Here is a 22,810-nt window from a genome sequence, read left to right as displayed (position 1 = left end):
AAATCACGAGTGCGGGCGGTCGACCATGCGGAGGAGTTGGGTGCGGTTGGCTACGCCGAAGCGGCGGTAGAGGCGGGTCAGTTGGGACTCCACGGCTTTGACGGAGAGGTAGAGGGCGGCGGCTATTTCGCGGTTGGTGGAGCCGTCGCGGACCATGGCGACGATTTGTTGTTCGTTGTCGGTGAGCTCGGAGGGTTGGCGGCTGCGGCTGGGGACGTCGAGGCGGGCGAGTTCGGTTTCGGCTACTTCGCGCCAGGCGGGGGCGCCGTAGGACTCGAACTGCTCGATGGCGTCGAGGAAGGCGGTTCGGGCTACTGAGCGGCGGCGGGCTTGGCGGGCTACGCGGCCGCGGGTGAGTTCGCAGCGGGCGAGGTCGAGGGGGTAGACGCGGTCGCCGGCGGTGCTGATGGTTTTGTCGAGGAGGTCGAGGGCGGCGGCCGGGTCACCTTGTTTGGCGATCAGGAGGGCTTCGGAGCGGGCCAGGCCGACGAGGACGACGGAGCGGTCGAGGGTTTCGGCTCGGGAGCGAATGTCGGCGATCAGGGCGGCGGCGTCGTCCAGGCGGCCGGCTGCGACGAGGGCTTCGGCGTAGTCGGCGTGCCAGGGGATGATCACGGGGTCGAAGGGCATGGCTGCTTCGCCGGACTCCGCGATCGCGTCGAAGGCCTCGACTGCGCGCTGCGGGTCGCCGGTGAGGACGCCGATCAGGCCCTGCGATGCCAGGGCCGGGCCGGTCCATTCGTCGTTGCCGACCAGCCGGACGCCCTCCAGCGCGGCATCGGCCAGCTGACGCGCCATGGCTGCGGTACCGCCGGCCCACTCCGAACGGCTCGCCACGATCAGACCGACCTCGGCCTCTTCGCCGATGTCCTGCATCAGTTGGTAGCACTCGTGACCGGCGGCGACGGCATCCGCACCACGGCCGCTGCGCTCGTAGATGGCGGTCGACGAGATCAGCACCGAGGCGAGCCAGCGCATGGCGCCGCCGTCACGGACCTCTTCGACCAGAGAGCTGATGGCGGTGATCGCCTCTGCTGTCTGGCCGCGGAAGAGCTTCTGCATCGCAGCCATCTGACGCGCGTTGACCACAGCCTTGGTGAGCGGCAGGTCCCGAGCCAGCTCGGCGGCCTGCTGCAGGAGCGAGTCGGCGCTCTGGCCGGCGTCCCAGGCCATCAGCACCGAGCTGGTCGCGCTCAGCGCGTCGACCAGCGCTTCGGTGTCACCGGACGCCCGGGCCAGCGCCTCGGCCACGCGTGCGTGCTCCTGGGCGTCTTCGAGTCGACGGTCGAAGTACGCGCTGTGGCTGAGCATGATCCGGACCCGCGCCTCGAGCCGGTCGTCGCCCTGCGCCGCCTCGAACGCCTCGTCCAGCAGCTCGACCCGACGGTCCCGGTCCGGCCAGGCGGCGTCGACCTGCAGCAGCAGGGCCGGCACCTTCGTGTTCGACTGGGTCGCGGCCTGGACGGCGAGGCGCGCCATGTCTGCCGACTCGGCCAGGTGGCCAGCGGCAGCGGCGTCATCGGCAGCACTGGTCAGACGACGCGCCCGGTCGTCCGGCAGGCTGCTCGGTGTCCGCTCGGCGGCCAGCCGCCACAGCGTGGCGGCCGCACCGGGTGCGCCGCGGCCGGCAGCGACCGCAGCGGCCGCCTCAATGGCCACTGCGAGCTCGGCGTCCGCCTCTTGGGTCGCCAGGGCTCGGTGGGTGGCGTTCTCGACCGGTTCGTCGACGACGGCGGCCAGCTGGGCGTGGGCCTGGCGGCGGGCCGCGGACGTCGCTTCGGCGTACACGAACTCGCGGAGCAGCGGGTGAGCGAACCGCAGCCGCTCGGAAGCGATGTCGACCAGGCCCAGCGCCTCAGCCTCGGCCAGCTCGGTCTCGATCGAGCGCCCGAGGGACTGCGCGAGCTGAGTGGTCGTGGGACGTGGCGAGGACGCCGCATGCAGCAACAGCTCATGTGCGCCATCGCTCAGATCGGACAGCCGGTCGCCGAGCAGCGTCTTCAACCGACTCGACACCGGGAGCGGATCGTTCGGCGAGACACCCTGCGGATGCCGCAGCACGGCCCGGCCGAGCTCCAGCGCCATGAACGGGTTGCCGGCGCTCGCAGTGAAGATGCGGCGCGCAGTACGCACGGGAAGCGGGCTGGAGAGCCGCTGGCGGAGCAGGCTGAGGACGTCGGTCTCGGTCAGCGGCGGCACCTCAAGCTGGAGCACCGGCTCCGGACACGCCTCGGCCATCACTGGCAGGTCCCCATCGGCAACCTGCTCAGTCGACAGCATGTGCACACCCTCGGACAGCCGCCGGGCGCAGAACGTGAGCACCTCAAGACTGGACGGGTCCACCCACTGGATGTCGTCGACGACCAACAGCACCGGCCCCTGCGCCGACAGCCGGCGCAGCACGTGCAGTACGGCGAGGCGGACGGCCAGCTCATCGCGGACGGTGTCCGGAGCGCTCGCCTTCAGCAGGGCGACCTCCAGCGGCTGACGGAGATGGTCAGGCAGGACCTGCCACGCGAGCTCGAGCTGGTTGGAGAGGAGATCGAGGAGCGTGACGTACGGGAGCCCGGCCTCGCTCTGCGACGGCGCCGCGCTGAGCACGCGGTAGCCGGCTTTGGCCCGGTCCGCGACCAGGGCCCGGCCGAGCGCCGACTTGCCGATCCCGGTCGGACCGTAGAGCAGCACGCTCCCACTGGTCTCGAGCTGCTTGCGGGCACGCTCGACCAGCGCGCCCCTGCCTACCAGCTCGTCGTCAGTCATCGATCACTTAGCTCCTCGGAGGTTATCCCTTGCTGATTAAAACAGCCGAAGACCGTCCGACACGGCGAGTGTCACATGAGGAAACCGTCTCGACACCATCCTGTCACCCGAACCTGGGCTGATCAGAGCGCTCAGAGCGGCACGACAGTGCCGGGGCACCAGATGGCGACCCGGCACAATCGGTGACAGACAGTGATTTAGATGACGTCGAGGTCGCGTTCGATGGCGGCCAGCTCCTCCTCGCTGCCCTGGACCTTGGGGCCGGTGAACCACTTGCGCGCGGAGACGAACCAGTAGGTGGCCGCGAATCCGAGGACGACCAGGACGGCGACCGGCGTGTAGTTGAAAGTGCTACCGGTGATCGGGCTGACCTGCGGCAGCATGAACAGGATCGTGATGAAGCAGACCCAGACGATCGCGATGATCCCGACCGGCCGGCTCCAGCGGCCGAGTGACCACGGCCCCGGCTGGAACTTCGAGCCCTGGAGCAGCCGGAGCAGCGTCGGCAGCACGTAGGCGATGTAGAGCCCGATGACCGCGATCGACGTCACCGCGGCGTACGCCGTCTGGTTCCACAGGTAGGGCAGGCCGAGGACGAACGCGCCGCCGGCGGCCAGCCAGATCGCATTGGTGGGCGTCCGGGTCTTGGAGTTGATCTTGTGCCAGATCGACGAGCCGGGCAGCGCGCCGTCCCGGGAGAACGCGTAGATCATCCGCGAGTTCGCCGTCACCGACGCCATCCCGCAGAACAGCTGTGCGCCGATCACGACCAGCAGCAGGATCTTGCCGAGCACCAGGCCGACGGCATCGATGAAGATCTGCGCGGGCGGGACGCCGGTCTCGCTGCCGAGCGCGCCGTCGTAGCTCTGGATCGCGAACGTCAGGCCGATCAGGAGCACCCAGCCGGCGCCGAGCGAGACCAGGATCGACATCACGATCCCGCGCGGGCCCGAGCGAGCGGCGTCGTGCGTCTCCTCGGTCATGTGCGCGGAGGCGTCGTACCCGGTGAAGGTGTACTGCGCCAGCAGCAGACCGAGCAGGCCGACGTAGAAGGTGGATCCCCAGCCGGTGTTGTTGACGAAGTGGCCGAAGACGAAACCGGCCGACTGGTGCTTGTCGGGGATGATCACCAGCGCGCCGACGATGAACAGGACGCCGACGATGTGCCACCAGACGCTGATGTCGTTGAGTTTCGCGACCAGTTTGACGCCGAGCGAGTTCAGCAGGGCGTGGACGAGCAGGATGATGCCGAACAACAGGATCGTGTGTTCGGGGGTCGCGCTGAAGCCGAACTGCAGGTCGAGGAACGCGTTCAGGAAGAACGCGGCGCCGAAGTCGATCCCGGCGGTGACGGCGACCTGGCCGAGGAAGTTGAACCAGCCGGTGAACCAGGACCAGGCCGCGCCGTTCGACGGGGCGAGTTTCGCGGCCCAGTAGTACAAGCCGCCGGCGGTCGGGTAACTCGAACACACCTCGGCCATCGCGAGGCCGACGAACAGCGTCATCAGACCGACCAGCGGCCAGCCCCAGACGATCATCACCGGGCCGCCGGTGTTCAGCCCGAACCCGTAGAGCGTCAGACAGCCGGACAGGATCGAGATGATCGTGAACGAGACCGCGAAGTTCGAGAACCCGGACATGGTCCGGGACAGCTCCTGCGCATAGCCGAGCTGATGCAGACGTTTTTCGTCATCGGTCATCGGAGTGTTCTGCTGCTCGCTCACGGATCCTCCTTGGCGATGAAAGATCCCCCAATGGTCTTCCCCCAGACCATTGGTGTCAACGGATCAGGTGAGGAAGCCGTGGAGGAGGGTGGCGGTGCCGGAGAGGTGTTCGGACATGGCGGCGCGGGCGGCTGCCTGATCGCCTTCCAGGATGGCTTGGATGATGGCTTCGTGTTGTTCGTTGGAGTGGGTGATGTTGCGGGAGAGGAGGGGGATGGCGTCCAGGAGTTCGTTGAGGCGCATTCGGGCGTCGGCGACGGCGGAGGTGAGGGAGGGGGAGCCGGTGACTTCGGCGATGGCGAGGTGGAGGCGGGAGTCGAAGCGGCGGTAGTCGGTGAGGTTTGCGGCGGAGGTGTCGGCCAGACAGCGTTGCAGGTGGTCGATTTCGGCCACTGACAGCTCACGGGCCGCGGCGGCTTCGGCGGCGCCGGTTTCGAGGGCGCCGCGCAGGGTGAGCGCGTCTTCGAGGCCGTCGCCGAGTTCGCGGGCGATCCGGCGCGCCGGGGTACGCCGGGGCTTCGGCAGCTGCTCGTTGACGAATGTGCCGCCGTACCGGCCGCGGCGGGACTCGACGTACCCGGCCTCGGTCAGCGCGTGGATCGCCTCCCGCAGGGTGACGCGGCTGACGTTCAGGCGGGTCGCGAGATCCCGCTCGGCCGGCAGCCGCTCCCCCGGCGCGACCACCCCCAGTTTGATTGCCTGCAGCAACCGCTCGACCGTCTCCTCGAACGGGTTACCGGTCCGGACCGGCCGGAACACGGCGTCATCTGCCTGGGCAACCATGGGAGCAGCCTAGAGCGGCGTCACGTAGGCGCCGGAGATTCCGCCGTCGACGAGGAACGTGTTGGCGGTGATGAACGACGCGTCGTCGCTGGCCAGGAAGGCGACCGCGGCGGCGATCTCCTCGGGCTCACCGAAGCGGCCCATCGGCACGTGGACGAGCCGCCGCTGCGCGCGCTCGGAGTCCTTGGCGAACAGCTCCTCCAGCAGCGGGGTGTTCACCGGCCCCGGGCAGAGCGCGTTGACCCGGATCCCCTGCCGGGCGAACTCGACGCCCAGCTCGCGGGTCATCGCGAGGACGCCGCCTTTCGAGGCCGAGTACGCGATCTGCGAGGTGGCCGCGCCCATCACCGCGACGAAGGACGCCGTGTTGATGATCGACCCCTTGCCCTGCCGCTGCATGAACGGGAGCGCGGCCTTGCAGCACAGGTACACCGAGGTCAGGTTGACTTCCTGCAGCTTGCGCCAGGTCTCCAGGTCGGTGTCCAGGATGGAGGCGTCCTCGGGTGGCGAGATGCCCGCGTTGTTGAACGCGATGTCGACGCTGCCGTAGGTGTCGAAGGTCTGCTGGAACAGGTTGTCCACCGCGGTCTTGTCCGTGACGTCGACGGTGACGAACAGCCCGCCGACCTCGTCCGCGGCCGCCTTCCCGGTGGCCGGGTCGATATCGGCCACCACGACCTTGGCGCCTTCGGCGGCGAAGCGGCGTACCGTCGCCAGGCCGATCCCGCTGGCGCCGCCGGTCACCACCGCGACGCGACTCTCGAGCCGGTGTGCCTTCACGTCCGTCATTCAGTCCTCCGTGCTGATGAAGATGTTCTTGGTCTCGGTGAACGCGTCCAGCGCGTCCGGTCCGAGCTCACGGCCGAGCCCGGATTGCTTGTAACCGCCGAACGGCGTCGAGTACCGCACCGACGAGTTCGAGTTCACGGACAGGTTGCCCGCCTCGACACCGCGGCTGACGCGGAGCGCGCGACCGACGTCCCGGGTCCAGATCGAGCCGGACAGCCCGTACTCCGAGTCGTTCGCCTGCCGGACGGCGTCCGCCTCGTCGGTGAACGGGACCACACTGACCACCGGACCGAAGATCTCGTCCGGGACGACGTGTTCGAGCACCGTCGGCGGGAACCAGAAACCGGGCCCGGACGGCGCGCTGCCCTGGAAGGCCGGATTCTCGACGTACGACGCCACCCGGTCGAGCTGCTGCCGCGAGATCAGCGGACCCATCTCGGTCGCCGGGTCGCTCGGGTCGCCGACCTTGAACGCTTTCACGGCCGGTTCGAGCAGTTCGAGGAACCGGTCGTACGCCGTCCGCTCGACCAGGATCCGCGATCGGGCGCAGCAGTCCTGACCGGCGTTGTCGAAGACGCCGTACGGCGCCTGGGCCGCGGCCTTGGCCAGATCGGCGTCCGCGAAGACGATGTTGGCCGATTTGCCGCCGAGCTCCAGCGTCACCCGTTTCACCTGGTCGGCGCAGCCGGCCATGATCTGCTTGCCGACGGCAGTCGAGCCAGTGAAGACGACCTTGCGGACGGCCGGGTTCGTCACGAACCGCTGACCGACGACCTTGCCCGCGCCGGGGAGCACCTGGAAGACATCCGCGGGCAAACCTGCCTGCAACGCCAGCTCCCCAAGCCGGATCGCGGTCAGCGGCGTCAGCTCGGCAGGTTTGAGCACCACCGTGTTGCCGGCGGCAAGCGCCGGGGCGAAACCCCAACCGGCGATGGGCATCGGGAAGTTCCAGGGCACGATGACGCCGACCACGCCGAGCGGCTCCTGGAAGGTGACATCGATGCCGCCGGCAACGGGAATCTGCTTGCCGAACAGGCGTTCCGGCGCGGCCGCGTAATACGTGAGCACGTCGCGAACGTTGCCGGCCTCCCACCGCGCGTTGCCGATGGTGTGACCGGCGTTCTCGACCTCCAGCGCGGCCAGGTGGTCGAGGTCGGCGTCGACGGCGTCCGCGAACCGCCGAAGGAGCCGGCCGCGGTCGGCGGGGGTGACGTTTCGCCACGTTTCAAAGGCTTTCGCGGCCCGCGCGATCGCCGCGTCGGTCTGCGCCTCGTCGGCCGGCTCGACCGTGCGAACGACCTTCTCGGTGGCCGGGTTGATCACGTCGTACGTCATGCGGTCCTTCTCCTGGATGCGTCGATCAGTGCGGTGAACAGCCGCAGGTCCTCGGCGTTCTCCTCGGGATGCCATTGGACGCCGAGCGCGAAGCCGTAGCCGTCGGCCTCGGCCGCCTCGACCGTCCCGTCCGCGGCGCGGGCGGTCACGCGGAGCGCGGGGGCGACGGCATCCAGGGCTTGGTGGTGGTAGCAGTGCACGCTGCTGCGGTCGCCGAGCAGGCGAGCAGTGAGGCTGTCGGGTTCGAGTTCGACCTCGGTACGGCCGAAGACCGCCGGGGACGGGCGGTGCTCGTCACTGGTGATCAGGTCGGGCAGATGTTGGTGCAGGGTGCCGCCGAGCGTGACGTTGAGCATCTGGAGGCCGCGGCAGATCGCGAGCAGTGGGAGGTCCCGATCGAGCGCCGCCCGGATCAGGGTCGCCTCGTGCTCGTCGCGGCCCGGCCGGGTGTCGACGGTCTCCTCGTGCGGGACAGCGTCGTACGAGCCGGGGTCGACATCGCAGCCGCCGGCGATGATCAGGCCGTCGAGGACATCGAGGATGCTCGGATCGGTGCCGAGCGGCGGGAGCAGGATCGGTACGCCGCCCGCGGTCACGACTGCGTCGAGGTAGACCCGCGGGAGCAGGGCGGCTTCGCGCTGCCAGATCCCCCAGGTGGCGGGTTCGAGGTAGGTCGTGATGCCGATCCGGGGCCGGTCAGAGGCGTTCGAAGCCACGGATCCGCTCCCAGTCGGTGACGGCGGCGTCGTACGCGTCGAGTTCTACGCGGGCGGCGTTCGCATAGTGGTCGACCATCTCGTCGCCGAAGGCTTCGCGGGCGAGTTTGGAGCCGGTGAAGAGAGCCGCGGCTTCGCGGAGCGTCGAGGGAACGTGATCCTTGTCGGACTCGTAGGCGTTACCTTCGAGGAGGGGTTCGAGCTCGAGCTGGTTCTCGATACCGTGCAGACCGGCGGCGATGATCGCGGCGACGGCGAGGTACGGGTTCACGTCGCCGCCGGGGAGGCGGTTCTCGACCCGGAGCGACTCGCCGTGGCCGACGACGCGGAGCGAGCAGGTGCGGTTGTCGAGACCCCAGGCGACCGCGGTCGGCGCGAAGCTGCCCTTCTGGAAGCGCTTGTAGGAGTTGATGTTCGGCGCCAGCAGGTAGGTGAACTCGGACAGGCATGCGAGCTGACCGGCGATGAAGTACTCCATCAGCTCGGAGAAGCCGTGCTCCCTGTCCCCCGCGAGGACGGCGGCGCCGTCGTCCGAGCGGAAGCTGAGGTGAATGTGGCACGAGTTGCCCTCGCGCTCGTCGTACTTCGCCATGAACGTGAGGCTCTTGCCGTGCTGGGCCGCGATCTCCTTCGCCCCGGTCTTGTAGATCGAGTGGTTGTCGCAGGTCTTCAGGGCTTCGTCGTACTTGAACGCGATCTCGTGCTGCCCGAGGTTGCACTCGCCCTTGGCGGATTCGACGTACAGGCCCGCGCCGGTCATGCCGTTGCGGATGGCCCTGAGCAGCGGCTCGACGCGGGAGGTGCCGAGGAGGGAGTAGTCGACGTTGTACTGGTTGCCGGGAGCCAGGCCCTGGTAGCGCTTGTCCCAGGCAGCCTCGAAGGTGTCGTCGAAGACGATGAACTCGAGCTCCGTCCCGACGTACGCCATCAGGCCGCGCTCGGCGAGCCGCTCGAGCTGCCGGCGCAGTACCTGCCGGGGCGACGCCACGACCGGCGTCCGGTCCAGCCATTGGACGTCGCACAGCACCATGGCCGTGCCCTCCAGCCAGGGGACCAGCCGGAGCGTGTCGAGATCGGGCGCCATCACCAGGTCGCCGTACCCGCGCTCCCAGGAGGACATCGCGTACCCGTCGACGGTGTTCATGTCGACGTCGACGGCGAGCAGGTAGTTGCAGCCCTCCGTCCCGTGGCCGAGCACCTCCTCGACGAAGTACCGGCCGCCGCAGCGCTTGCCCTGCAGCCGGCCCTGCATATCGGTGATCGCCACCAGCACGGTGTCGATCTCGTCGCTCGCCACCAGATCCCGCAGTTCCTGCACACCCAACCGACCGGTCACAGCGGCTCCTCACTCAATGGTCTGCCGACGATCCATTGAGTCAATCGTAGGGGCTGGTGTCAACGCCGGGAGAGCAGGTTCTCGCCGTCCACGCGAAGGCAAACCCTTGCTGTGCGTCATCGCACGGGGACCGAGAGCAACTTTCCCTTGCTTGGTATACCGGAATTCCTCATGGTTTCAGGACGCCGTTTTCGGCGGTACTCCGTGTTTCCCGCCCCACCGCCCTGTGAGGAGCACAACCGTGAGGAACTTTCCTGCCCACCGCCGGGCAGTCCGACTGGCTGCGGCCAGCGGTCTGACCGTCGCCCTGGTCGGCGCCAGCCTGGCCAATACCAGCTTTGCCGCATCGCCCGTCGAGCAGAGCACCCCGCCGGACGCCACCGCGACGGCCGTCGCCGCGGCCGACAAGGCGGTCAACGCACTCGGCCTGCGAAAGAGCTCGGCCGAGCAATTCGTCCGGCTCGGCGTCGTCGAGGGTGGCGACGCCACCACCCAGGACGTGTTCTACGTGAACTACGACAAGACCTACCAGGGACTCCCGGTGGTCGGCGGCGACGCTGTCGTCTCGACCGACGCCGCCGGGAACGTCCTGTCCACGATGGTCGCCTCCAAGGCGCCCATCGCCGTCTCGACCACCCCGAAGCTGACCTCGGCCCGCGCCACCACCGCGGCCCGCGGCTCCTTCACCAGCGTCGCGGCGACCGGTAAGCCGGAGCTCGTCGTCCTGGTGGTCGACCAGCCCAAGCCGATCCTGGCCTGGCGCGTCCCGGTCTCCGGCAAGGCCAAGCACGCCGGCCACGACCACGGGACGGGCGACACCCAGGAGCTGGTGTACGTCGACGCCGCCACCGGCCGCGTCGCGTACAACTCCGAAATGACGGCGTCCGGCACCGGAACCGGCGTTTGGAACCGCACCGGACTCTCCTTCGGCACCACCCTGTCCGGCGGCACCTACCGGATGACCGACCCGGCCCGGCCGGGCCTGTCGTGTATCGACTACAGCACCAACGCCGTGATGAGCGATGCCGACGACGTCTGGGGCAGCGCCAGCCGCACCGACAAGGTCTCCGGCTGCGTCGACGTCATGTACGTCGCCAAGGGTGAGTGGGACCTGCTGAAGAACTGGTACGGCCGCAACGGCCTGAACGGCAGCGGCAGCTGGGCGGACGCCGAGGTCGGCCTGCCCGACATCAACGCGTACTGGAACCACTCGGCCAACCCGGGCGGCGTGACGTTCGGCTACAACAACCAGAACCAGTGGATCACCGCGACCGACGTCGTCGCCCACGAGTACGGCCACGGTCTCGACGCCCTGACCCCGAGCGGCATCTCCGGCGGCCGCACCCAGGAGGCCGTCGCCGACATCTGGGGCGCGATCACCGAGGCCTACCTGAACAACCCGAACGACAAGCCCGACTACACCGTCGGCGAGCAGGTCAACCTGGTCGGCCAGGGACCGATCCGGCACATGTACAAGCCGGACAACGTCTCCGGGCACCCGAACTGCTGGTCGACCAGCCTGCCGACGTCGGTGCACGCCGCCGCCGGCCCGATGAACCACTGGTTCTACCTGCTGGCCGAGGGCACCAACCCGACCAACGGCCAGCCGGTCAGCCCGACCTGTAACAGCACCACGCTGACCGGGATCGGCATCCAGGAAGCCGGCCGGATCTTCTACAACGCCATGCTGATGAAGACCAGCGGCATGACGTACGGCAAGTACCGCATCAGCACCCTGCAGGCCGCCAAGAACCTGGACGCGACCTGCGCGAAGTACAACAAGGTCAAGGCCGCCTGGGCGGCCGTCAACCTGGGCGCCCAGCCCGGCGAGCCGACCTGCTGATCCAAGCATTTGACCGCCGCCCACCTGGTTCTGCCAGGTGGGCGGCGTGCTGGTGCCGTGGCACTGCGTGGTCAGGTAACAGGTTGCGAATCGCGGAGCGGCGCGGAAAATCGGGGGGATTCGGCCGCACCGCCCATAGCGGCCCATCTTCTGGAGGACGCGCTATGCGATCTTTCATCACCCGTCCCCGCGCACTCGCCGTACTCGTCGCCGGCGGCGCACTCGCGTTCAGCCCGCTCGGAGGTACGGCGACAGCGCAGTTGCCGGCCAGTCAGACCGGGAATCCGTGTATCCAGCCGGCCGCGGGGCCGGAGGCTCGTGGTGGCCACGGAGCCGACCACCGGGAGTTGTCGAAGGCCGAGCAGGTGTCGATCGAGGCGAAGACGGCCGAGCTGCTGAAGGCCAAGCGGGCCCGCGGCCTGGCGCCCGCGCCCGGCAAGCTGGCCGCGGCGAACGTGCCGGTCTACGTGCACGTGATGCGGAACAACTCCGGCGGCGGCGACGTCACCAACACCCAGATCAGCCAGCAGATCGCCGAGCTGAACCAGAACTTCGCCGGCGGCGAGTCGTCGCAGGCGGCGAACACCGGGTTCACGTTCACGCTGGCCGGGACGTACCGGTACAACAACAGCACCTGGCACACCGACGGTCAGAGCACGACGTACCGGTCGCAGACCCGTAAGGGCGGGAAGAACGCGCTCAACATCTGGCTGGTCAACTTCTCCTACCTGGGGATCGCGACCTTCCCGTGGGACTACGCGAGCAACCCGGGTATCGACGGCATCCGGGTGCAGTACACCTCGCTGCCGGGCGGCTCGGCGACGAACTTCAACCTCGGTAAGACCGCGACCCACGAGGCCGGTCACTGGTTCGGGCTCTACCACACCTTCCAGGGCGGCTGCACGAGTACGAACGACTCGGTCGCCGACACCCCGGCCCAGGGCAGCGCGTCGAGCGGGTGCCCGACCGGGCGGAACTCCTGCTCGCTGCCGGGGCTGGACCCGATCCACAACTACATGGACTACTCCTACGACTCCTGCTACAACCAGTTCACGCCGGGGCAGAGCACCCGCATCAGCAACATGTGGACGGCGTACCGAGCCTGATTCTGGGCTTGACCGGAATCGGCAGGTCAGATGACTCCTGCCCCGTCGGGCGTCTAGAGTGCCGCCGATGCGTTTGCTTCTGACGGTCTGTGTGACCACCGCGCTGGTGGTCACACAGCCGCTGACAGCGACCGCCGCCGACCGGGGCCCGCACGGCCCGGTCGGCGGCGCGCTGCTGACGGGGAAGCCGACGGTGGTCGCCGCGGGGGCGACGCCGCCGGCCGTCCAGTCGTCGGCGTACGTCGTCGCGGATGTCGACACCGGCGACGTCCTGGTCGCGAAGGCGCCGCATGCGAAGCTGCGGCCGGCGTCCACGCTCAAGACACTCACCGCGCTGGTGCTGCTGCCGCGGCTGAAGAAGACCGACCGGGTGATCGGGACCGACGAGGACGCCGGGATCGTCGGCAGCAAGGTCGGGGTGTCGCCGGGGTTGAAGTACACCGTCGATCTGTTGTTCGAGGGGATGTTCCTGGCCTCGGGGAACGATGCGGTGAACGCGCTCTGCGAGCACGACGAGGGCGGCGTCGACGGGTGCATCCGGCGGATGAACGCGAAGGCGAAGGAACTCGGAGCCCTCGACACCCACGTCACCGATCCCACCGGACTGGACGCCGACGGGCAGCTCTCCAGCGCCTACGACCTGGCGTTGTTCGCCCAGGCCGGGCTCGAGCGGCCCGACTTCGCGAAGTACGCGGCGACGAAATACACGAACTTCCCGCTGGCGACGAAGGGCACCTATCAGGTCGCCAACCAGAACAAACTGCTCTTCACCTACGACGGCGCCCTCGGCGTCAAGACCGGTTACACGACGCTCGCCCGCAACACCTTCGTCGGCGCCGCCCGCCGGAACGGCCACACCCTCGTCGTCACGATGCTCGACTCCCCGCACGGCATCACCACCGACGCCGCCACCCTCCTCACCTGGGCCTTCGAGCACTACGACGACCTCACCCCCGTCGGCACCCTCGCCAAACCCACCCCACCCCCCAAACCGGCCCAAGCCGACAAACCCCAGGCCGCGGGCCCCCTCCCCACCACCCGCACCGTGGACACCCCCGTCCACCCCGTCAACTCCGTCTTCGCCATCCCCGCCTGGCTCTGGGCCGCCCCCGCCATCCTCCTGCTGGCCCTGTTCCTCCGCCGCCCCCGCCGACGCCGCCACTAACTGTTGGCACGAACGACAGGACGTACCCGCCCACTCGAGGCGCGGTAAGCCCGACTCAGGCGCACGTCACGCACCTACGTACCCAACTACGTCCTGTCCCTCGTGCCCGCCCCCTCCCCACGCACCATTTGGTTGGCCGACCCACCCGTTTGCTGGGCCAGCCAACCAACGAGTGGGTGTGCCCACCGCCTGCGGTTGGCTGACCCACCACTTGCCTGGTCAGCCCAGCAAACGGCCGAGGCCGTGGGCGGTGGTTGGTGCTTGGGGGTCGGCCCACCGGCTTGGGGGTGGGCGAAGCGGGTGGGCGGTTAGCGGCGGAGGGAGCGGGCGGCTTTGGTGAGTTGGACGGCGATGGTGGTGAGGGCGATGCCTACGACGGCGCCGGCGGTGACGGCTACGGTGTCGGCCTTCTTCTGAGGGATGGGGACGACTTTGTAGCGTTTGCCGGGTGGGCCGGGGAGGAGTGGCTCGTAGGGCGGGAGGGGCGCCTCGGCGATGCGGAGGCGGGCGTCGTCGGTGGCGGCGCGGGCTTCGGCGTCCAGGGCGGCTTCTTTGGTCCAGGCGGCGATGAGCATGATGACGCGGGTCATCAGGTAGATCCAGACCAGGAGGGCCAGCGGGAGCGCGAGGGCGCCGTACGCGGCGTTGGAGCCGAGGACGTGCTTGACGTAGACGTTGCCGAGTTTCTGGGCGAGGTAGAAGAGGATGCCACCGGCCAGGGCGGCGATCAGGAGGACCTTGCGGGGCAGGGCGATCCGCGGGAGGGCCGTCTGCAGGTAGGCGAACAGCAGCGCGCCGGCGGCGATGCCGAGGACCAGGCTGATCAGGTCGAGACCCCAGTTCGCCAGCCAGGTGCCGTCCAGGTCGGCGGCGGCGACGATGCGCTCGGAGAGACCGGTCAGGATCGACGACGCGCCGGTGCCGACGGCGCCGATCAGGCCGAGGCCGACCAAGGCGCCCAGGTCGACGAGTTTGAGCTGGACGGCGTTCCCCGGCTGGTCGTCGAGCTCGTGCATCGAGCGGATCGAGGCGCGCAGCGAGTCGATCCAGCCGAGGCCGGTGAACAGCAGCGAGATCCCGGAGACGACGCCGATCGTGCCCGCGTTGGCGATCAGCGAGTCGATGTCGATCTTGTCGCCGATCCCGGGCAGGTTCGTCTTCAGCGCCGTCTTCAGACTCTGGACGGCGGCGCTGCCGAGCAGCGGCCCGGTGACGGCGGCGGCCAGCACGATCAGCGGGAACAACGAGAGGAATCCGAAGAAACTCGTTGCCCCGGCCAACCGGTTGCCGCGACGATCGCCGTACCGCTGCCAGGCCCGCCAGACCTGGGTGCGGGCGAACCGCGCCCAGACAGCCTTGATGTTCATAGCACTCCTGTACCCCGAAGCAGGAAGCTCAGCCTGCCAGGGGGAACGAGCGTTGCGGCCGCCACACGCCGTCCGCGCCGTGCTCGTACCGGCTGAACGCGTCGACGTCGAACGCGCAGTCGTACTCCGAGAGCGTGTCGTACGCGCGGTCGAGCGCGGACTTCTCCAGGTCGTGGGCGACCGTGACGTGCGGGTGGTACGGGAACCGCAGGTCGACCTGCAGCGGACCGGATCGGACCTGCGACTGCAGGACCTCGCACGACGAGATGCCCTCGGCCAGCGGCACGAAGACCACCGGCGAGATCGGCCGGAAGGTCGCCGTCCCGCGGAGCCGGATCCGGAACCGCGGGAACCGCGCGGCGACCGCGAGCAGGTGCTCGTCGATCGCGGCCAGGTCGCCGTCCGGGATCTCGGTCGGCGGCAGCAGCGTGACGTGGGTCGGGATCGAGGCGGCCATCGGGTCGCCGAACTCGGCCCGGTACTTCTGCAGCTCGGAGCCGTACGGTTCCGCGATCGGGATCGCGACGCCGATCGTCGTCATCGGGGGCTGCCCGGGACGAACCCGAGCTTGTCGTAGACGCGGGTCAGCGTCCGCTCGGTGACCGCGCGGGCCCGCTCGGCGCCGGCGGCCATGATCGCGTCCAGCTGGGCCTTGTCATCGAGGTAGCCGAGGGTCTTCTCACGGAACGGCGTGACGAACTCGACCACGATCTCGGCCAGGTCCTTCTTGAAGTCGCCGTAGCCGCGACCGGCGTACTCGTCCTCGAGCTCGCTGATCTTGCGGCCGGTCAGGGCCGAGTAGATGGTCAGCAGGTTGGCGACGCCGGCCTTGTTCTCCGGGTCGAAGATCACGTCCCGGCCGGAGTCGGTGACCGCGGAGCGGATCTTCTTCGCGCTCACCTTCGGGTCGTCGAGCAGGTCGATGATGCCGGCCGGCGACGAGCTGGACTTGCTCATCTTGGCGGTCGGGTCCTGCAGGTCGGAGATCTTCGCGGTCTCCTTGACGATGTACGGCTCGGGCAGCCGGAAGGTCTTGCCGAACCGGTGGTTGAAGCGGCCCGCGAGGTCGCGGGTCAGCTCCAGGTGCTGGCGCTGGTCCTCGCCGACGGGGACGCGGTCGGCCTGGTAGATGAGGATGTCGGCGGCCTGCAGGATCGGGTACGTGAACAGGCCGACCGTCGCGCGGTCCGCGCCGCCCTTGGCGGACTTGTCCTTGAACTGCGTCATCCGGCTGGCCTCGCCGAAACCGGTCAGGCAGCCGAGCACCCAACCCAGCTGCGCGTGCTCCGGGACATGCGACTGGACGAACAGCGTCGACCGCTCCGGGTCGATACCGGCGGCCAGCAGCTGGGCGACCGAACGCCGCGTCCGCTCGCGGAGCTTCTTCGGCTCGTACTCCACCGTGATCGCGTGCAGGTCGACCACGCAGTAGAACGCCTCATGGTCGTCCTGCAGGGCCACCCACTGCCGCACCGCGCCGAGGTAGTTGCCGAAGTGAAACGAGTCCGCCGTCGGCTGGATCCCGGACAGCACCCGCGGGCGCCGCTCGGTTCCGGCTGCGGAGGGGTCAGACGCAGCGAGGGACATACCCCCGATTCTGCCAGCGTCCCGGTCCTCCCCCACACCGGGTCACCCCCAAGGTCATACAGTCCACGTTATGCCTGCCCGCACCGCGATCGTCGTCCCCGGCGGCCAGAACGGCCCGACCGCCCCACTCCCCATGTACGCCGCCGACGCCGCCGAACACCGCGGCGCCCACATCCACCGCATCTGGTGGGCCGACCCCGACATCCCCCTCACCCTCACCGAACCAGAACGCGGCCCCTGGGTCTGCCACCAGGTCGAACGTGCTCTGGAGGCCGCATCCGGGGAAGTGCTGGTGATTGGGCGGTCTTTGGGGGGTTATGCGAGTTCGGTGGTGGCGGAGTGGGGGGTGGCGGGGGTTTGGTTGAGTCCGATTTTGACGAGTGAGTGGGTGGTGGAGGGGTTGCGGGGGGCGCGGGCGCCGTTCTTGTTGGTGGGTGGGACGGCGGATGCGGCTTGGGACTCGGGGGTGGCGCGGGAGTTGACGCCTTATGTGTTGGAGGTGCCGGGGGCCGGCCACGGGATGTATGTCCCGGGCCGGCTGGCGGCGTCGGCGGCCGTGTTGGGGCGGGTGGCTACGGCGGTGGAGGATTTTCTGGACGAGGTGGTGTGGCGTTAGGCCGTCGTCGTGGGGTTGCCGTCGAGGGCGGCGGTCAGTTTGGGGACGAGGTGTTTGAGGACGGTGGGGAGGCTGAGGACGGAGACGAAGCTGGTGGCGCCGTAGAACTCGTCGTCGTAGTTCTCCTCGATGAAGATCTCGCGGCCTTCGGCGCGGGCCTTGAGGTTCTTCAGCAGGGGGTCGGCCTTGAGTTTGGCGGTGCCGTCCTTGGGCGGGAACCAGACCAGGACCTGCTGGTCGACGACGGCGATCCGCTCGGCGCTCAGGTTCGCGCCGAACTTGTCGCCGACGATCTTGTCCATCTCCGGCGGCAGGGTGAAGCCGAGGTCGGCGAGGACCTTGGAGCGCGGGTCCTGGCGGCCGTAGAGGAAGTAGCCCTCCCACGGCGACGCCATCAGGCCGGTCTTGCCCTGGAACTCCGGGTGCGCGGCGCGGGTCTCGGCGAACTGCTTCTCGATGCCGGCGACCAGCTCGGCGGCGGCCTTCGGCTTGCCGACCGCCTGGCCGACGGTCTTGGTCGCGGTCTGCCAGGTGACGCTGTAGTCGGCGCTGCCGTCGGCAGGCTGGGCGACGGTCGGCGCGATCGCCTCGAGCTTCTTGTAGTCCGCCGCGGTGATCGACGAGTACAGCCCGATGATCAGATCCGGCGCCAGCCCCGCGACCTTCTCGAACTGGATGCCGTCCTTGTCCGACAGCACCGTCGGCAGCGGCGCGTCGCCGAGCTTCTCCTTCGCCCACGGGAACAGCGCGCCCGGCTTGTCGCCGAACCACTCCGTCGTCCCGACCGGTGCGACGCCGAGCGCGAGCAGCGCGTCCTGCTCGATCAGCCCGACCACGACGACCCGCTTCGGGGCCTCCTTGATGACGGCGTCGCCCCACTTGTTCTTGATCGTGACGGGGAACGCGCCGTCCTCGACACCGCCCTGCGCCGACGCCGCGGCCGGGCTTTCCTTGGCCGAACCGCTGCCGCAGGCGGCGGTCAGCGCGAGCAACGGGACGACGAGCAGCACCACAGGGCGCAAGAACTTGCGCATCGGGACCTCACAGGAAGTAAGTACGTTAGGAAACCCTAAGCTAACCTATTCACTCTCGGTGATATTTCGTTACACCAGAGTCCTGCTTCAAGGCATCCGCCGCGGCCTGGATGCGCAGCATCCAATCGGACGCCGACACCCCGCCGGCCAGCAGCTGCCCGGTGATCCCGGCGGCCGTCGCCGCGAACGTCGGATACCAGCTGTCGAAGTACCAGCCGACGGACTGATCGCCCGCGACCGTGAGCAGATCACGCGCCGACCGCAACGCCGTACTCAGCTCCAGCCCGTCGGCCGCGCCGCGGACGATCGTGAGCAGATTGGCCTCCGCGGTCACCTGCGCGGCGACCTCCTTCGACAACGCGGCCCGCAGGTACTCCAGCCCACCTGCCTTGTTCTTCGCCTGCTCCGCCACCAGGTACGGCGCGGTCGTGGCGACATGCAACCCCCGCGGCAGCGCGGCCGATCCGTCCAGCGGCGGGACGCCGAACATCGTCAGCGCGAAGTTCTCCGGGATCAGCGGCTTCATCTCGTTCTCGAGCCAGTTCCCGCACGGCAGCACCCCCGCCTTCCCGGCCAGGAAGCGTTTCTGCGCGGCCAGATGGTCGTACTTCGCGCTCCCCGGCGCGAGCAGCCCGCGCTTGACCAGCTCGGCGACGGCCGCGATCGCCCGGGTGACGCTCGTGTCCTGCCAGGCGCCGTCCTCGAGGTTGTCGATCCGCTTCAGCACCTCGTGACCGCCGGTCTTCGCCGCCAGCGTGAGCACCAGCTCCAGCATGTAGTACGGGTTCGCGCCGGGATGCACCACCGACCCGAGCCCGGCCGCCTTCATTTTGGTGCCCAAGGCAAGCAACTCCGGCCAGGTTCGCGGCACGTCCCAGCCGAACCGCTGGAAGAGCGCGGCGGAATACCAGAGCCCGTAGACGTTCACGACGTAATTGACCGTCCGCTGGACGCCGTCGTACCGGCCGGTCTCCAGCATCCCCGGCAACAGCCCGTCCCGCAGCTCCAGCAACGAGGACAGATCCGCCACCTGTCCCTGGGCAACCAGCCGCCCGACATCCAGCGGCTTGGCGCCGGCGTTCAGTACGACGTCCGGCGGCGACCCGGCCTGGAATCGCGGCAGCACGCCGTCCCGCAACTGGCTCACGACGACCGGCTTCAGCACCGCGTTCGGATACTTCTTCCGGTACGCCGAAGCGGCGAAACCGCCGTAGTCGGCACCGGCCGCCACCTCCAGCGGCAACGTGCCCGGATCAACAGAAGGAGCGCCCACCGGCGTACCCGTCGAGCATCCGCTCAGAACGGCGCCGGCGAGCGCTCCTTGCAGAACTGTTCGCCGTTTCAGCACCCCGGCAGGCTACTTCACGCCGCCCTGGGTGACCGAGACCTGCAGCTGACGCTGGAAGATGATGTAAACCACCAGCACCGGGGCCACGGTGATGATCACGGCCGCGAACAACGCGCCGAAGTCCACCGCGTAACCGGCCTGCGACGCGAACGACGCCATGCCCTGGGAGAGCACGTAGTTGTCCGAGTCGGTGTTCAGCGCGACCGGCAGCAGGAACTGGTTCCACAACCCGAGGAAGTTGAAGATCGCGACCGACGCCATTCCGGGCTTGGCCATCGGCAACATCACCGAGAAGAACGAGCGCCACTCACCGGCGCCGTCGATCTGCGCGGCCTCGTAGATCTCCCCGGGCAGCGCCTTGAAGAAGCTGTGCAGGAAGAAGACCGTGAACGGCAGCGCGAAGGCGACGTAGGTCATGATCAACCCGGGCAGCGTGTTCAGCAGCGACAGGTTCTTCAGGACGAAGAACAGCGGCACGATCGCCAGGAAGACCGGGAAGGTCAGACCGGCCAGCATCGAGTAGTAGATCAGCCGGTTGCCGGGGAACGTGAACCTGGCCAGCACGTACGCGCACATGGCGCCGAGCACCATCACCAGCACCAGCGCGGTGCCGACGACGATCACCGTGTTCAGGAAGTACCGGCCGATCCCGGCCGTCGTCCAGGCGTTGGCGTAGTTCTCGAAATGCAGCTTGCCCGGCAGCGACAGCGGGTTGCCGAGCACCTCCTGCGTCGACTTGAACGAGGAGAGCAGCGTCCACAGTAGCGGCAGGATGACCAGCAGCGACCAGATGATCAGCGCGATGTGGGCGATCGTCGCCACGCCGCGGCCTTCTTTGCTCCCCCGCGACGGGGAGCCGGCGGCGAGTGTCGTCATCGGCGTACCTTTGCTTTCCGCGGGTCACGTCCGCCGGTCAGGGCGTTCACCGTGAAGACGATGAGCGCGAACAGCATCGTGACGGCGGCGAGGACCACGCCCATCGCCGTCGAGTACCCGAACTGTCCTTTGCTGAAGGCCGTGGTGAACAGCTGCTGCGGCATCACCAGGGTCGAGTTCTGCGGACCGCCGCCGGGGTTCAGCGCCTGCATGTAGACGAACGCGTCGAGGGCGGCGATCCCGAGATAGATGTACGCCGTCTGCACGTTGTCGCGGATCAGCGGCACGGTGATCCGGGTCGCGGTCCGGAACCGGCCGGCGCCGTCGATCCGGGCCGCCTCGAACACCTCGGGGTCGATCCCCCGGATGGCGGCGATGAACAGCACCATGTAGAAGCCGACGGCGCCCCAGATCATCACGAACATCGAGGCCGGCATCGCGGTCCGCGCGTCACCGAGCCAGGCGAAGTCCTTGAACCCGGTCAGGCCGATCTGGTTCAGGACGGCGTCCAGGATGCCGGAGGTCGGCGTGAACACCTGCGCCCAGATCAGACCGATCACGATCGCCGGGATCACGTACGGGAAGAACGAGATGATCCGGTAGAACCCCGCGTTCTTCAGACCGCGGACGGTCCCGGTGCCCGAGCCGCCGATGGTGACCAGGGTCGCCAGCGTCAGCGACAACACGATCGTGACGATCGGGACCACGATCGCCAGCAGCACGTTGTTGCGGACGGCCTTGAGGAAGATGTCGTCGTTGAACAGCTTCACGTAGTTGTCGAGGCCGACGAAGTTCATCCCCGAGCTGAACCCGGACCAGTCGGTCAGCGAGTAGTACAGCGCCTGCACGAACGGCGAGGCGACGAAGATCACGAAGACCGTCAGCGGCAGGCCGAGGAACACGACCATGAAGCTGACGCGATCGAAGGTCAACGGCCGGCGACGCCGGGTGACGGTCCGCTGCTGCGGACCCTCACCCGGCACGGCCTCGTGCGTTGTGGTCACTTGGTGACCGGGATCTTCTTGACGGAGCTGTCGTTACGCACCTTGTCGGTGATCTCCTGCAGGCCCTTGGTCAGGCCCGCGGCGTCCAGCTGACCGGACAGGAACGAGTTCCAGACCACGAGCTGGTCGGTGTTCATGCCGTAGAGGCCGAAGACCTGGTAGTCGAAGATGTTCGTGCCGGCCGCGTCCAGCATCGCGGTCTGCGACTGCAGCGCGGTCGAGCCGAAGCCGTCGGCCGGAACCAGGCCCTTGACGATGGTCGGCGCGAGCCGGGTCTTGGCGAAGTTGGTCGCCGCCTCCTTGGACAGCATGGCCCGGAGCAGCTCCTTGCCGCCGGCAACGTTCTTGCCCTTGGCCGGGATGATGAACGGCTCGCCGGCCGCGCTGCGCAGCGACTCGTACGGCAGCTTCGGCGCGTCGGTCAGCGTCGGCTCCGGAACGCCCTTCATGTCGAAGCCGGCCTTGGTGGCCTTCTTCATCTCGTTCTCGATCCAGGAACCCGACGGGTAGAGCAGCGCCTGCTGGTCGTTGCTCCACTTGGCCTGGGCGGCGGTGAACTGGGTACCGGCGCCACCGGGTACGAAGTACCCGTTCTTGACCATGGTCTCCAGGGCCTTGAAGATGCCCTGGAACTGCGGCATCGACCAGCAGTTCTCCTTGAGGTTCTCCAGCGCCAGCCGGACCTCGTCGCCACCCTCCTTGATGGCGCCGTCGACGGCCATCGTGTGGTAGTAGGTGGCGGCTTCCTTGCCCCAGACGAACAGGTACTTGCCCTTGGCCTTCGCCTTGGCGCCCAGCTCGAGCAGACCCTCGTACGTCTTCGGCGGCTCCCAGCCGTTCTCCTTGAACAGGCTGTCGGAGTACCAGATGCCGTACAGGGTGAGGACGTAGTTCATCGCGACGAACTTGCCGTCGAAGGTGCCCGGCACCTTCGCACCCGGGTACAGGGTGTCGGCGATCTTGGTGCCCTCGTAGTTGTTGGCCTCGAAGACGTCGTCCAGCGTCGACAGCTGGTCCAGGATCGTGTTGAAGCCGATCTGGTTGGCGCCGGAGTTGTCGATCAGGTCCGGCGGGTTGCCGCCGACGAAGCGCGGCTGCAGCTGCTGGGCGATCTGGGTCGACGGGTCGACCTTGAACGTCGAGCCGGCCCACTTCTTCTGCGCGATGTCGGCCGCGAAGGTCACGTAGTCGTAGCCGTAGCCGCCGTTGAAGATGATCGCCTCGACGGTCGCCTTCTCCGCCAGCCCGAACGGGTTGTCCGCGGTCTTGTCGGCGCCACCGCCGCTGTTACCGCTGTCGTTGCTGCCGCTACCGGCACAGGCCGCCAGCAGCGTGCTGCCGCCGGTGGCGAGCAGGGTGCCGACCGCCGCGCGCTGCAGGAACAGCCGCCGCGACAGGGGGTTGGGAGTGGTCATGGTCCC

The 22,810-nt window shown here is 68.4% G+C and carries 19 protein-coding genes; 4 read left to right on the top strand and 15 right to left on the bottom strand.

What is annotated here, in order from left to right; all coding sequences use genetic code 11:
• Positions 1-3: 3 nt before the first annotated feature.
• From HPO96_RS30640 to HPO96_RS30610, 7 genes are all read right to left on the bottom strand, one after another.
• Positions 4-2,760 (bottom strand): helix-turn-helix transcriptional regulator, encoded by a 2,757-nt coding sequence (locus tag HPO96_RS30640; RefSeq protein WP_171677867.1) that lies wholly within the window; start codon positions 2,758-2,760, stop codon positions 4-6.
• A gap of 197 nt (positions 2,761-2,957) precedes the next feature.
• A complete protein-coding gene (locus HPO96_RS30635) occupies positions 2,958-4,484 on the bottom strand; it encodes an amino acid permease (RefSeq protein WP_337796877.1) in 1,527 nt (508 codons plus the stop codon).
• Between the two features lie 63 nt (positions 4,485-4,547).
• Complete coding sequence (locus HPO96_RS30630; protein ID WP_171677866.1) at positions 4,548-5,267, bottom strand: FadR/GntR family transcriptional regulator; 720 nt, start codon at positions 5,265-5,267, stop codon at positions 4,548-4,550.
• Positions 5,268-5,276: 9 nt separating this feature from the next.
• Complete coding sequence (locus HPO96_RS30625; RefSeq protein ID WP_171677865.1) at positions 5,277-6,056, bottom strand: 3-oxoacyl-ACP reductase; 780 nt, start codon at positions 6,054-6,056, stop codon at positions 5,277-5,279.
• On the bottom strand, positions 6,057-7,391 hold the full coding sequence (locus HPO96_RS30620) for an aldehyde dehydrogenase family protein (RefSeq protein ID WP_171677864.1): 1,335 nt from the start codon (positions 7,389-7,391) through the stop codon (positions 6,057-6,059). It abuts the gene before it with no gap.
• Entirely contained in the window at positions 7,388-8,107 is a 720-nt protein-coding gene (locus HPO96_RS30615) for a gamma-glutamyl-gamma-aminobutyrate hydrolase family protein (RefSeq protein ID WP_171677863.1), read from the bottom strand. The genes HPO96_RS30620 and HPO96_RS30615 overlap by 4 nt, the downstream gene beginning before the upstream one ends.
• Positions 8,088-9,443, bottom strand: a complete 1,356-nt coding sequence (locus HPO96_RS30610) for a glutamine synthetase family protein (protein WP_337796876.1) — start codon at positions 9,441-9,443, stop codon at positions 8,088-8,090. Before HPO96_RS30610 ends, HPO96_RS30615 begins: the two co-directional genes overlap by 20 nt.
• Positions 9,444-9,684: 241 nt before the next feature.
• Here HPO96_RS30610 and HPO96_RS30605 point away from each other — a divergent pair, with 241 nt between their 5' ends.
• The 3 genes from HPO96_RS30605 (at position 9,685) to HPO96_RS30595 (ending at position 13,557) form a co-directional block, all read left to right on the top strand.
• Positions 9,685-11,286, top strand: coding sequence for a M4 family metallopeptidase (locus tag HPO96_RS30605; RefSeq protein ID WP_337796875.1), 1,602 nt, complete (start codon positions 9,685-9,687; stop codon positions 11,284-11,286).
• A 164-nt stretch (positions 11,287-11,450) separates the two neighbouring features.
• On the top strand, positions 11,451-12,392 hold the full coding sequence (locus HPO96_RS30600; RefSeq protein ID WP_171677861.1) for a zinc metalloprotease: 942 nt from the start codon (positions 11,451-11,453) through the stop codon (positions 12,390-12,392).
• A gap of 67 nt (positions 12,393-12,459) precedes the next feature.
• On the top strand, positions 12,460-13,557 hold the full coding sequence (locus HPO96_RS30595) for a D-alanyl-D-alanine carboxypeptidase family protein (RefSeq protein ID WP_171677860.1): 1,098 nt from the start codon (positions 12,460-12,462) through the stop codon (positions 13,555-13,557).
• 308 nt (positions 13,558-13,865) lie between these two features.
• On the opposite strand, the gene HPO96_RS30590 is transcribed toward HPO96_RS30595, so the two are convergent.
• The 3 genes from HPO96_RS30590 to trpS are packed head-to-tail and all read right to left on the bottom strand — an operon-like array spanning position 13,866 to position 16,511.
• Positions 13,866-14,924, bottom strand: coding sequence for a YihY/virulence factor BrkB family protein (locus HPO96_RS30590; protein WP_171677859.1), 1,059 nt, complete (start codon positions 14,922-14,924; stop codon positions 13,866-13,868).
• A gap of 28 nt (positions 14,925-14,952) precedes the next feature.
• Complete coding sequence (locus tag HPO96_RS30585) at positions 14,953-15,465, bottom strand: 2'-5' RNA ligase family protein (RefSeq protein ID WP_171677858.1); 513 nt, start codon at positions 15,463-15,465, stop codon at positions 14,953-14,955.
• Entirely contained in the window at positions 15,462-16,511 is a 1,050-nt protein-coding gene (trpS, locus tag HPO96_RS30580; RefSeq protein WP_171677857.1) for a tryptophan--tRNA ligase, read from the bottom strand. Before trpS ends, HPO96_RS30585 begins: the two co-directional genes overlap by 4 nt.
• Before the next feature lie 70 nt (positions 16,512-16,581).
• Between trpS and HPO96_RS30575 the strand changes: the two genes are divergently transcribed.
• Positions 16,582-17,127 (top strand): alpha/beta hydrolase family protein, encoded by a 546-nt coding sequence (locus HPO96_RS30575; RefSeq protein ID WP_202886627.1) that lies wholly within the window; start codon positions 16,582-16,584, stop codon positions 17,125-17,127.
• Here HPO96_RS30575 and HPO96_RS30570 read toward each other — a convergent pair.
• From HPO96_RS30570 to ngcE (HPO96_RS30550), 5 genes are read right to left on the bottom strand one after another with little or no spacing between them, the layout of a single operon-like run.
• Positions 17,124-18,161, bottom strand: coding sequence for an iron-siderophore ABC transporter substrate-binding protein (locus tag HPO96_RS30570; RefSeq protein ID WP_171677856.1), 1,038 nt, complete (start codon positions 18,159-18,161; stop codon positions 17,124-17,126). The two genes, HPO96_RS30575 and HPO96_RS30570, sit on opposite strands and share 4 nt — an antisense overlap.
• A gap of 49 nt (positions 18,162-18,210) precedes the next feature.
• A complete protein-coding gene (ngcE, locus tag HPO96_RS30565) occupies positions 18,211-19,509 on the bottom strand; it encodes an N-acetylglucosamine/diacetylchitobiose ABC transporter substrate-binding protein (RefSeq protein ID WP_171677855.1) in 1,299 nt (432 codons plus the stop codon).
• A gap of 9 nt (positions 19,510-19,518) precedes the next feature.
• Positions 19,519-20,385: a carbohydrate ABC transporter permease gene (locus HPO96_RS30560; protein ID WP_171677854.1), complete on the bottom strand. Its 867-nt coding sequence runs from the start codon at positions 20,383-20,385 to the stop codon at positions 19,519-19,521.
• On the bottom strand, positions 20,382-21,389 hold the full coding sequence (locus HPO96_RS30555; protein WP_337796874.1) for a carbohydrate ABC transporter permease: 1,008 nt from the start codon (positions 21,387-21,389) through the stop codon (positions 20,382-20,384). The genes HPO96_RS30560 and HPO96_RS30555 overlap by 4 nt, the downstream gene beginning before the upstream one ends.
• On the bottom strand, positions 21,386-22,804 hold the full coding sequence (gene ngcE, locus HPO96_RS30550) for an N-acetylglucosamine/diacetylchitobiose ABC transporter substrate-binding protein (RefSeq protein ID WP_171677853.1): 1,419 nt from the start codon (positions 22,802-22,804) through the stop codon (positions 21,386-21,388). Before ngcE (HPO96_RS30550) ends, HPO96_RS30555 begins: the two co-directional genes overlap by 4 nt.
• Positions 22,805-22,810 lie beyond the last annotated feature (6 nt).

It is taken from the genome of Kribbella sandramycini (assembly GCF_013131805.1).
GTDB lineage: Bacteria > Actinomycetota > Actinomycetes > Propionibacteriales > Kribbellaceae > Kribbella > Kribbella sandramycini.
The sequence above is the reverse complement of the archived record's forward strand: the minus strand, read 5'-3'. Positions and strand labels throughout refer to the sequence as shown.

Coding starts and splice junctions, on each gene's coding strand:
- HPO96_RS30640 (WP_171677867.1), bottom strand. CDS start 2,760: ATGACTGACGACGAGCTGGTAGGCAGGGGCGCGCTGGTCGAGCGTGCC.
- HPO96_RS30630 (WP_171677866.1), bottom strand. CDS start 5,267: ATGGTTGCCCAGGCAGATGACGCCGTGTTCCGGCCGGTCCGGACCGGT.
- HPO96_RS30625 (WP_171677865.1), bottom strand. CDS start 6,056: ATGACGGACGTGAAGGCACACCGGCTCGAGAGTCGCGTCGCGGTGGTG.
- HPO96_RS30620 (WP_171677864.1), bottom strand. CDS start 7,391: ATGACGTACGACGTGATCAACCCGGCCACCGAGAAGGTCGTTCGCACG.
- HPO96_RS30600 (WP_171677861.1), top strand. CDS start 11,451: ATGCGATCTTTCATCACCCGTCCCCGCGCACTCGCCGTACTCGTCGCC.
- HPO96_RS30595 (WP_171677860.1), top strand. CDS start 12,460: ATGCGTTTGCTTCTGACGGTCTGTGTGACCACCGCGCTGGTGGTCACA.
- HPO96_RS30590 (WP_171677859.1), bottom strand. CDS start 14,924: ATGAACATCAAGGCTGTCTGGGCGCGGTTCGCCCGCACCCAGGTCTGG.
- HPO96_RS30585 (WP_171677858.1), bottom strand. CDS start 15,465: ATGACGACGATCGGCGTCGCGATCCCGATCGCGGAACCGTACGGCTCC.
- trpS (WP_171677857.1), bottom strand. CDS start 16,511: ATGTCCCTCGCTGCGTCTGACCCCTCCGCAGCCGGAACCGAGCGGCGC.
- HPO96_RS30575 (WP_202886627.1), top strand. CDS start 16,582: ATGCCTGCCCGCACCGCGATCGTCGTCCCCGGCGGCCAGAACGGCCCG.
- HPO96_RS30570 (WP_171677856.1), bottom strand. CDS start 18,161: ATGCGCAAGTTCTTGCGCCCTGTGGTGCTGCTCGTCGTCCCGTTGCTC.
- HPO96_RS30560 (WP_171677854.1), bottom strand. CDS start 20,385: ATGACGACACTCGCCGCCGGCTCCCCGTCGCGGGGGAGCAAAGAAGGC.
- ngcE (WP_171677853.1), bottom strand. CDS start 22,804: ATGACCACTCCCAACCCCCTGTCGCGGCGGCTGTTCCTGCAGCGCGCG.